Annotated in this window: 10 protein-coding genes and 1 pseudogene; 7 read left to right on the top strand and 4 right to left on the bottom strand. The window is 65.0% G+C overall.

Annotated elements, in window-relative coordinates:
- The 4 genes from J2S76_RS18130 to J2S76_RS18145 form a co-directional block, all read right to left on the bottom strand.
- Positions 1 to 222, bottom strand: a complete 222-nt coding sequence (locus J2S76_RS18130) for a hypothetical protein (RefSeq protein WP_307062693.1) — start codon at positions 220 to 222, stop codon at positions 1 to 3.
- Positions 219 to 1,187, bottom strand: a complete 969-nt coding sequence (locus J2S76_RS18135; RefSeq protein ID WP_307062695.1) for a carbohydrate ABC transporter permease — start codon at positions 1,185 to 1,187, stop codon at positions 219 to 221. Before J2S76_RS18135 ends, J2S76_RS18130 begins: the two co-directional genes overlap by 4 nt.
- Positions 1,184 to 2,152: a carbohydrate ABC transporter permease gene (locus tag J2S76_RS18140; protein ID WP_307062697.1), complete on the bottom strand. Its 969-nt coding sequence runs from the start codon at positions 2,150 to 2,152 to the stop codon at positions 1,184 to 1,186. The genes J2S76_RS18135 and J2S76_RS18140 overlap by 4 nt, the downstream gene beginning before the upstream one ends.
- Before the next feature lie 344 nt (positions 2,153 to 2,496).
- The gene (locus J2S76_RS18145; protein ID WP_307062700.1) at positions 2,497 to 3,819 is read right to left on the bottom strand and encodes an ABC transporter substrate-binding protein; all 1,323 of its coding nucleotides are present in this window, start codon (positions 3,817 to 3,819) and stop codon (positions 2,497 to 2,499) included.
- Positions 3,820 to 4,281: 462 nt separating this feature from the next.
- Between J2S76_RS18145 and J2S76_RS18150 the strand changes: the two genes are divergently transcribed.
- The 7 genes and pseudogenes from J2S76_RS18150 to J2S76_RS18180 all read left to right on the top strand — a co-directional run.
- Positions 4,282 to 5,832, top strand: a complete 1,551-nt coding sequence (locus J2S76_RS18150; RefSeq protein WP_307062702.1) for a glycerol-3-phosphate dehydrogenase — start codon at positions 4,282 to 4,284, stop codon at positions 5,830 to 5,832.
- Entirely contained in the window at positions 5,829 to 6,938 is a 1,110-nt protein-coding gene (locus J2S76_RS18155; protein ID WP_307062703.1) for an ABC transporter ATP-binding protein, read from the top strand. The genes J2S76_RS18150 and J2S76_RS18155 overlap by 4 nt, the downstream gene beginning before the upstream one ends.
- Before the next feature lie 11 nt (positions 6,939 to 6,949).
- Complete coding sequence (locus J2S76_RS18160) at positions 6,950 to 8,053, top strand: ABC transporter ATP-binding protein (protein WP_307062705.1); 1,104 nt, start codon at positions 6,950 to 6,952, stop codon at positions 8,051 to 8,053.
- Complete coding sequence (locus tag J2S76_RS18165) at positions 8,053 to 8,955, top strand: carbohydrate ABC transporter permease (protein ID WP_307062707.1); 903 nt, start codon at positions 8,053 to 8,055, stop codon at positions 8,953 to 8,955. The genes J2S76_RS18160 and J2S76_RS18165 overlap by 1 nt, the downstream gene beginning before the upstream one ends.
- Entirely contained in the window at positions 8,952 to 9,773 is an 822-nt protein-coding gene (locus J2S76_RS18170) for a carbohydrate ABC transporter permease (RefSeq protein ID WP_131833585.1), read from the top strand. The genes J2S76_RS18165 and J2S76_RS18170 overlap by 4 nt, the downstream gene beginning before the upstream one ends.
- 11 nt (positions 9,774 to 9,784) lie before the next feature.
- Complete coding sequence (locus J2S76_RS18175; protein ID WP_018388772.1) at positions 9,785 to 10,102, top strand: DUF2160 domain-containing protein; 318 nt, start codon at positions 9,785 to 9,787, stop codon at positions 10,100 to 10,102.
- 57 nt (positions 10,103 to 10,159) lie between these two features.
- Positions 10,160 to 10,461, top strand: a pseudogene (locus J2S76_RS18180) (carbohydrate ABC transporter substrate-binding protein); the annotation flags it as partial.

Below are 10,461 nucleotides of genomic sequence, written 5' to 3' on the forward strand. Positions count from 1 at the left end.
CTACTCCGGGAATTTGGACACGATCATGAACATGAACGTGCCGGCGAGAAGGGTGACGAGGGAATAGGTGTAGAGCACCAGCGCGAAGGGCTGGAACAGCATGAGGAAGCCGAGGCCGATTACCGTTACGGCCACCGCCTCCATCGGTCCGCGCCGCAGGAAGAAGGGGCGGCGGCGCGGCGGCAGAGCCGGGCTTTGCGGAGTGAGGAGGGGATCGCTCATTTGCGCACCGCCCCGAAGGTGATGCCGCGCAGGAGCTGTTTGCGCAGCAGGATGGTGAAGACGAGGATCGGCACCAGGAAGATCGTGGTGCCCGCCGCCACCGCCGGCCAGTCCTGCCCGCCCTCGCCGATGATGGTGGGGATGAAGGGCGGCGCCGTCTGGGCGCTGCCTGAGGTGAGCAGCGAGGCAAAGGCGTATTCGTTCCAGGCGAAGATCAGGCAGAAGATGGCGGTCGCCGCTATGCCGGTGGTCGCCTGCGGCAGCACCACCTTGCGGAATGCCTGCAGACGCGAATAGCCGTCGATCATCGCCGCCTCCTCATATTCGCGCGGGATCTCGTCGATGAAGCCCTTGAGCAGCCAGACGGCGAGCGAGACGTTCACCGCCGTGTAGAGCAGCATCATGCCGAGCGCGGTGTCCGACAGGCCGAGCTGGCGGTACATCAGGTAGATCGGGATGGCGACGGCGATGGGCGGCATCATCCGGGTGGACAGGATGAAGAACAGCAGATCGTCAGCCAGCGGCACCTTGAAGCGCGAGAAACCATAGGCCGCCAGCGTACCGAGCCCCACGGCGAGGAAGGTCGAGCCGAAGGCGATGATCAGCGAATTGGTGAAACGCGGCAGGAAGTTGGAAGGTCCCGCGATCACCATGTTGCGCTGCCTTGTGACGGCGTCGCACACCCCGTCGGGCGCAGGCAGCGAGGCGATGTATTCCGGCGTCTGCCGCGTGCGGGTGGTGAACAGGTTGCAATAGCCCTCGATCGACGGGGTGAAGAGGATCTTCGGAGGATAGGAGATCGAATCCGGCGGCGATTTGATCGAGGTGAGGAAGATCCATACGAGCGGAAGCATGGTGACGAGCGCGTAGACGATCACCAGCGTCGCGGCGATGCGCTTGGAGCGGGAGCTCGGCTCGACGACGGAATGGGCGGTGTTGACGGTGGTTGTCTTGGCCGGGCTCATCGCTGCTTCACCCTGTTGAGCGCCTTGACGTAGATGTTGGCAAGGCCGAACACCGCGACGAACAGCACGATGGCGAAGGCCGAGGAGCGACCGGTCGCCCAGGCCTCGAAGGCGTCACGCTTCAGCGTGATCGAGGCGACCTCGGTGGTCGAGCCGGGTCCGCCACCGGTGAGCAGGTTCACCATGTCGAACATCTTGAAGTTCTCGATGCCGCGGAACAGCACCGCCAGCATGATGAAGGGCAGCGCCATCGGCACGGTGATCGACCAGAACTGCCGCCAGTTCGAGGCGCGGTCGACCTCCGCCGCCTCGTAGATGTAGTCGGGGATGGAACGCAGCCCGGCGAGGCAGATCAGCATCACATAGGGCGTCCACATCCAGGTATCGACGATGATGATCGCCCAGGGCGCCAGGTTCACACTGCCGAGCATCTGGATATCGGAGGTGGGGATGCCGGTCAGGAACGAGACAGCATAGGCGAACAGGCCGATCTGCGGCTCATAGAGGAAGCGCCAGAAATTGCCGACCACCGCCGGCGACAGCATCATCGGAATGAGGATGAGCGTCGTCCAGAACGCATGGCCGCGAAACTTTCGGTCGATGAGATAGGCGAGCGCGAAGCCGATCACCGTTTGCAAAAGGATGGTCCAGAAGACGAAATGCGCCGTGGTCTGCATCGACGCCCAGATGTCGGGGTCGTTCAGCACCCGCGAGTAATTGCCGAGCCCGACATTCTTGACCTCGGCATTGGGCCGGTTGGCGCGGAAATTCGTGAAGGACAGGTAGATCGCCCAGAACAGCGGGAAGATGTTGATCGCCAGCAGCAGGACGATGGTGGGTGCGATGAAGAGCCAGGCGATTGCCCGGTCCGACAGCGCCCGCACCCGCACCACCACGCCGTCCGGCGTCGCCCGCGCAGCCGCCTCGGCGGCCTTGTCGGCAAGAGAAGGGTTGGAAATGGTCACGGCCGCATCCGATTTGGTCAGCGAGAAGGGCGCCCCGGTCCGGCAGGCAAGCGGCCGGGTCGCTGTCTGGAGCCCGCGCCGATCCGCGTGCATCGCAAGCGGATCGGATAGCGCGTTCTCACTCTTGCAGTGAGAGGGCGATTTACCGATCAGATGAGTTCAGTCTGATCGGATCGCGCTCTGGCGGGAAGGAGCGCGGAGGGCTCCTGCGTCCTTCGAGGCCGCTTCCCGCGCGCCTCAGAAGGATGCAGCTCTGCGCCTGCGCGTCTTGCATGACGCGGAGCGGGCACGCCCCGCGCCTCGAAGCACACTGGCCCCAAGCCGATGCCCGTTGAGAGGCGGCGTCAGATCTTGCCGTCTTCCTTGAAGATCTCGGTCCAGTCTTTCTCCAGACCATCGAGCGCTTCCTTCGCCGTGCCCTTGCCGGCAACGACATAGTCATGCACCCGCTTCTGCATCGCCTGCAGCAGCTCGGCATAGGAGGGCTCGGCCCAGAAATCCTTCACGATCGCCATCGATTCGAGGAAGGCGGGCGCGTAGGGCTGGCTGGTCTTGAAGTCGGGGGCATCGACCACCGCCTTTAGGCAGGAATAGCCGCCGAGCTGCCACCACTTGGCCTGCACCTGCGGCTGGGCGAACCACTTGATGTATTGCAGCGCCGCGTCGCGCTTGTCGGAATAGGACACGACCGAAATGCCTTGCCCGCCGAGCTGGGCGAAATGGTACTTCTCCGCCGGGTTGGGGAAGAAGCCGATACGGTCGCCGCCGACCTTTTCGTCCTTGTAGAGGCCGGGCCAGGTGAAGGCGAAGTTCATCTGCATCGCCACCTGACCGGATTTGAAGGCGTCGGCCGATTCTACCATGTAGACGTTGGAGGCGCCCGGCGGCGTGCAGCAATCATAAAGCGACTTGTAGAATTCGAGGCCCTTCACCGCGTCCGGCGAGTTCACATAGCCCTGCATGTCGTAGGGCTTCTTGGGGTTGTCATACATGAAGCCCCAATCATAGAGGACGTTGGTCACGCCCATGGTGATGCCTTCCGAGCCACGCTCGGTGTAGATCGAGGCGCCATAGACGGTCTTGCCGTCGATCTGCCGCTTCTGGAAGAATTCGGCGATCTGCTTGAGCTGGTCATAGGTCTTCGGCGCGTCGAGATCCCAGCCGTACTTTGCCTTGAATTCCTTCTGGATCTCCGGCCGCTGGAACCAGTCCTTACGGTAGGTCCAGCCCACGACGTCGCCCATCGCCGGCAGCGCCCAGTAGTTTGGCGTGTTCTTGGGCCATTCGGAGTAGCCAACGACGGTCGCGGGAACGAAGTCATCCATCTTGATGCCTTCCTTCGCGAAGAAGTCGTTCAGCTTCACATAATGGCCGTTCTCCGCCGCGCCGCCGACCCACTGGCTGTCGCCGATGATGAGGTCGCACAGCTTGCCGCGCGAGTTGAGCTCGTTGAGGAAGCGGTCGGCATAGCTCGTCCACGGGACGAACTCGAACTTCATGTCGATGCCGGTCTTGGTGGTGAAGTCTTTGGAGAGCTCGACCAGCGCATTGGCCGGGTCCCAGGCCGCCCAGCACAGGGTGAGCTGTTCGGCCTTCGCCGCCTGCGGCACGGACATCAGCGCGCAAACGGCCGTCGCCCCGAGAAGGGGTATCCACTTCTTCAGCATGCTCTCCTCCCAGAGAACGAGGGGCTTTCTGCCCCTTTCAAGGCTCACGCCGGGCGCGCTGCGCGCCGGCACGATTTAGCTTTATGTTTAGCTTTGCTCGCTTTGCTCAACATGACAAGAGCAATTCGTTGCTGCAGTGCGGCGGTGCGCTGCAACCGCTAGGATCCATTCTCGCCGGCAGGGAACAGGCCTCGCAACTCAAGGGAAAGCCTGCCCTGATGGGCTTGGGGCGGAGAGGATTTCATGTTGACCCTCCCGCCGCGCGCCGCGGAGCCCTGACCGCCGCAAGAAAAGGGCGGCTGGCATGCCAGAAAAGCCATGATATTGCTGCATTGCACCTAAACGAAGGTTCACTTCTTTCGATTTTGCGCTATTGCGGCCCAAAATGGTTTCGTATAGCGTCAATATGAACATAAAAACGAAAGCGCTGCTGACCTAAAGAAGCGCACCGGGAGACGCGCCTTGAACGCTCGCACGTTGGACGAGAGTTACGACCTTGCGATCATCGGCGGGGGGGTGAATGGTTGCGGCATCGCCCGCGACGCCGCCGGCCGAGGCGTGTCGGTCGTGCTCCTGGAACAGGGCGATTTCGCCGGCGCCACCTCCTCCGCCTCGACCAAACTGATCCATGGCGGGCTGCGCTATCTCGAACAATACGAGTTTCGGCTCGTGCATGAGGCCCTTGCCGAGCGCGAAGTGCTGTGGGCCATCGCCCCGCACATCATTCGCCCGCTACGCTTCGTGCTGCCGCACCATGCGGGCCTGCGCCCCGCCTGGCTGCTGCGCCTCGGCCTGTTCCTCTATGATCACCTCGGCGGGCGCAAGCTGCTGCCGGCCACCCGCTCGCTGGACCTGACCCGCGATCCCGCCGGCCGGCCGCTGCGCGAGGGCTATCGGCGGGCGTTCGAATATTCCGACTGCTGGGTCGAGGACAGCCGCCTCGTCGTTCTGAACGCGCTTGATGCCGCCGAGCGCGGCGCCGACATCCGCCGCGGCACGCGCGTCATTTCGGCGAGCCGCGAGGCCGAGCACTGGCGCATCGAGTTCGACGAGGACGGAACGCGCCGCGTCGTCAATGCGCGCGTGCTGGTCAATGCCGCCGGCCCCTGGGTGCATGAGGTGCTGGCGCATGTGCTGCGCGCCAACTCGCCGGCTAATGTCCGCCTCGTGCAGGGCAGCCATATCGTCGTGCCCCGGCTTTACGAGCATGACCGCGCCTATATCTTCCAGAATGCGGATGGGCGCATCATCTTCGCCATTCCCTATGAGCAGGATTTCACCCTGATCGGCACCACGGACCGCGACTTCGGCCGCACGCCGAGCCCGCCCGTGGCGAGCGAGGAGGAGATTGCCTATCTCTGCGCCGCCGCGAGCGAGTATTTCCGCCAGCCGGTGACGCCGGGCGACGTGGTGTGGACCTATTCCGGCGTGCGCCCGCTTTATGACGACGGCGCCTCCAAGGCGCAGGAAGCCACCCGCGACTACGTGCTCGAACTGGACGAAAAGGACGGCCGCGTGCCGGTCCTGTCCGTGTTCGGCGGCAAGATCACCACCTATCGTCGCCTGGCCGAGCACGCGATGCAGAAGCTGGCGCCCTTCCTGCCGGGCGCCTCCAAGGCCTCGTGGACCGGCACCGCACCCCTGCCGGGCGGCGATTTCGGCGTCCACGACCAGCCGCGCGTGGTCGCCCAGCTGTTGCGCGCCCATCCCTGGCTCGACGAGCATCTCGCCCGGCGCCTGGTTGTCGCCTATGGCACGCGCGCCATGCGTATCCTCGACGGCGCCCGCTCCGCGCACGATCTCGGCCGCATATTCGGCGCCGACCTCACCGAGGCAGAAGTGCGCTATCTGATGCGCGAGGAATGGGCCCGCACCGCCGAGGATGTGCTATGGCGGCGTTCCAAGCTCGGCCTGCGCTTCTCGCCCGAGGAAACCGCCGCGCTCGACGCCTTCATGGCCGAGAGCGCCCTGCATGGCGCATCGCCGGCCTCGCTGCGGGGAGTTGCGCAATGACGCTCGAACTCGATCACGTCTCGCTGCGCGTGCGCGGCGTACCCTTCATCAAGGACGTTTCGCTGCGGCTGGAGCGTGGCAGCCTCAATGTGCTGCTCGGCGCCACCCTTGCCGGCAAGACCAGCCTCATGCGGCTGATGGCCGGGCTCGACGCTCCCACTTCCGGCCGCGTGCGGATGGAGGGACGCGACGTCACCGGCCTGTCGGTGAAGAAGCGCAGCGTCGCCATGGTCTACCAGCAGTTCATCAACTACCCCTCGCTGACGGTGTATGAGAACATCGCCTCGCCGCTGCGCGTGGCCGGCCTGCCGCGGGCGGAAATCGAGGCGCGTGTTCTCAGCGCGGCGAAGCTGCTGAAGCTCGACCCCTATCTGCAGCGCACCCCGCTTGCATTGTCGGGCGGCCAGCAGCAGCGCACCGCCATCGCCCGTGCGCTGGTGAAGCGCGCCGATCTCGTTTTGCTCGACGAGCCTCTGGCCAATCTCGACTACAAGCTGCGCGAGGAACTGCGGGAAGAACTGCCGCGCATCTTCGCCTCCACCGGCGCTGTGTTCGTCTACGCCACCACCGAGCCGACCGAGGCCCTGCTGCTGGGCGGCCACACCGCCACGCTGCTGGAGGGTGCCGTGACGCAGTTCGGCCCGACCGCCCAAGTCTATCGCGGGCCGGCCAATCTCGCCACCGCACGGGTATTCTCCGACCCTCCGCTCAACGCGCTGCGCGTGACCAAGCAGGGCCATACGGTGCTGATGGAGAACGGCACCGTGCTGCCGGCCAGCGGCCCCCTCGCGCAGGTGCCGAACGGCGTCTACACGATCGGCGTGCGCGCCCACCATCTGGGGGTGGAGGATATCGCCACCGCCGAGCGCATCACCGGAAACGGCCTCATCCGGCTGGGCGCCACCATCGCCGTGACCGAGGTCACCGGCTCGGAGAGCTTCCTGCACATGGATATGGGCCAGGAGCGCCTCACCGCTCTCGTTGCCGGCGTGCGGCGGCTGGAGCCCGATGCGCCGGTGGAGGTGCTGATCGACCCCCGCCATATCCTGCTGTTTGGCGCCGACGGACAGGCCATCGCGCCCACCCGCGACGCCGCGGCCGCCTGAGGGAGAGCACCATGGCCAGCATCACGCTCGACGGTCTCGCCCATGCCTACCGGCCCGATCCGCGCGGCCCGCAGGATTATGCGCTCAAGGAAATCAACCATGTCTGGCGGCAGGGTGGCGCCTATGCGCTGCTCGGCCCTTCCGGCTGCGGAAAGACCACGCTGCTCAACATCATCTCCGGCCTGGTGATCCCGACGCGCGGGCGCATCCTGTTCGACGACCGCGACGTCACGCGGCTGCCGACCGAGGCGCGCAACATCGCGCAGGTGTTCCAGTTCCCGGTCGTCTACGACACGATGACCGTGCGCGAGAACCTCGCCTTCCCGCTGAAGAACCGGAAGATGCCGCGCGAGGCCATCGCTCGCCGCGTCGAGGAAATCGCCAGCCGGCTGGACCTCACCTCGGTGCTGGACCGCAAGGCCTCGAACCTCACGGCCGACGCCAAGCAGAAGATCTCGCTGGGGCGCGGACTGGTGCGCGAGGATGTCGCCGCCATCCTGTTCGACGAGCCGCTGACCGTCATCGACCCGCATCTGAAATGGCAGCTGCGCTCCTCGCTGAAGGAACTGCACCGCGCGCTCGACCTGACGATGATCTATGTGACGCACGACCAGACCGAGGCGCTGACCTTCGCCGATACGGTGGTGGTGATGCATGACGGCGCCGTGGTGCAGACCGGCACGCCGGAAGAGCTGTTCGAGCGGCCGGCCCACACATTCGTCGGCCATTTTATTGGCTCGCCGGGCATGAACGTGCTGCCGGCAAGGGTCGCGGGGCGCACGGCGCATGTGGGCGATGTCGCCATTGCGCTCGATCGCGGCTATGCCGCCCTACCGGCGGGGGAGCGGATCGAACTCGGCGTGCGGCCGGAATTCGCCACGCTCGCCGCGCCCGGCACCGGCCTGCCGGTGAAGGTGACGCGCATCGAGGATATCGGGCGCGCCCGCATCGCCCGCATCGAGATTTCTGGCAATCCCGCCGCCGCCATGGTGCCAGAGGACTTGTCGCTCGATGGTGACAGCGCCGGCCTCACCCTCGATCCCCGGCAGATCCACATCTATGCCGATGGCGTGCTGGTGCCCGGCGAAGCCGCCGGCCGCGAGGGAGACGCGTGATGGACAAGCCCGTCAACAATGCCGCCTGGCTGTTGGTCGCCCCGGTGTTCCTCATCGTCGCCTTCTCGGCCATCCTGCCGATCATGACGGTGGTGAACTATTCGGTTCAGGACACCTTCGGCAATAACCAGTTCTTCTGGAACGGCCTTGGCTGGTTCCAGGAACTTCTGGACCCCACGACCGAGCTTGGCGGGCGCTTCCTCGACGCGCTGTGGCGCAACCTGCTGTTCTCCGCCATCATCCTCGCCATCGAGGTGCCGCTCGGCATCCTGGTCGCGCTGTCCATGCCGCGCGACGGCTGGAAGGTCGCCGCGACGCTGGTCATCATGGCGCTGCCGCTGCTGATCCCGTGGAACGTGGTCGGCACCATCTGGCAGGTCTTCGCCCGCGCCGATATCGGCCTCGGCGGCTGGGCGATCAACGCGCTCGGCATCGACTATAATTATACGGGCGACCCGCTGGCTGCCTGGATCACCATCGTGGTGATGGATGTCTGGCACTGGACCAGCCTGGTCGCGCTGCTGTGCTATGCCGGCCTGAAGTCCATTCCCGACGCCTACTATCAGGCGGCCCGCATCGACGGCGCCTCGCGCTGGGCGATCTTCACCACCATCCAGCTGCCGAAGATGAAGCGGGTGCTGCTGATCGCCGTGCTGCTGCGCTTCATGGACAGTTTCATGATCTACACCGAGCCCTTCGTGCTCACCGGCGGCGGCCCCGGCAACGCCACCACCTTCCTTTCCATCGACCTCGTGAAGATCGCGCTGGGCCAGTTCGACCTCGGCAAGGCGGCGGCAATGAGCCTAGTCTACAACCTCATCGTGCTCGCCCTGTGCTGGGTGTTCTATACGGTGATGACGAACGCCGGCACCGAGCGCCGGCACGAGGAGAACCCGGCATGAGCTCGACCTCGCAGCCCTCCTCGCGCGCCGGCGCCTTCGTCATGGCGCTCTACCTCGCCTTCCTGATCCTGCCAATCTACTGGCTCGTCAATATGAGCCTGAAGACCAATTTCGAGATCAACACGACGGTCTCGCTGTGGCCGAACGAGATCACTTTCGAGCACTACATCAAGATATTCACCGATTCGAGCTGGTATTCGGGCTACATCAACTCGCTGACCTATGTGGCGCTGAACACCATCATCTCGATCACGCTGGCGCTGCCGGCGGCCTATGCGTTCTCGCGCTACAGCTTCGTCGGCGAGAAGCACCTGTTCTTCTGGCTGCTGTCCAACCGGATGGCGCCGCCGGCGGTGTTCGCCCTGCCCTTCTTCAACCTCTATTCCGCCATCGGCCTGTTCGACACCCCCTGGGCCGTGGCGCTCGCGCACTGCCTGTTCAACGTGCCGCTGGCGGTGTGGATCCTGGAAGGCTTCATGTCCGGCGTGCCGCGCGAGATCGACGAGACGGCGGCGATCGACGGCTATTCCTTCCCGCGCTTCTTCATCAAGATCTTCATGCCGCTGATCGCGAGCGGCATCGGCGTGGCCGCCTTCTTCTGCTTCATGTTTTCCTGGGTAGAACTGCTGCTGGCCCGCACCCTCACCGCCACCAACGCCAAGCCGATCGCGGTGACGATGACGCGCACCGTCTCCGCCGCTGGCATGGACTGGGGTCTGCTCGCCGCCGCCGGCGTGCTGACCATCATTCCCGGCGCGCTGGTGATCTGGTTCGTGCGCAACTACATCGCCAAGGGCTTCGCCCTCGGGCGGGTGTGAGGGAGGACGCCATGGAAAACGCCCCCGCCCCGTTCCTGGAAACCCTCGCCGAGAACACCGCCTGGATGGCGTGGACCTGGCCGACGGCGGCGTTCTTCGCCGTCATCGCCGGCCTGCTCGCCATCTTTACCGTGCTGGCGCTTTGGCGGCCCGAGCGTGCCCGCGTCGGCGTGCTGGGCATTCCCACCACGCGCGGCGACCGGCTGTTCATCACGCTGCTCGGCAGCGCCTTCATCAATCTCGCCTGGCTTGCCCTGGTGGGACCCAATCTCGGCTGGGCGCTCGCGCTCTGCCTTGTCTACGCGCTGGCGGTGTTCCGCCTCGTGTGAATTCGCCTAAGCGGCAACAAGCCGCGGAATTCTGGGAAGAAACGGGAGGAAAGACCCATGTTGCCGTCTAAGAGCCGAGGCCGGCTTCTGCTGGCCGCCAGCGCCATGGCGCTGATTGCCTTCGCCGCACCCGTCCGCGCGGACGAGGCTGCCGCCAAGAAGTGGATCGACAGCGAATTCCAGCCCTCCACGCTCTCCAAGGACGAGCAGATGCGGGAGATGGAATGGTTCATCAAGGCTGCCGAACCGTTCAAGGGCATGGAGATCAACGTCGTCTCCGAAACCATCACCACGCATGAATACGAGGCCAAGGTTCTCGCCAAGGCGTTCTCGGAGATCACCGGGATCAAGCTCACCCA

It is taken from the genome of Ancylobacter vacuolatus (genome assembly GCF_030813595.1).
Taxonomy (GTDB): domain Bacteria; phylum Pseudomonadota; class Alphaproteobacteria; order Rhizobiales; family Xanthobacteraceae; genus Ancylobacter; species Ancylobacter vacuolatus.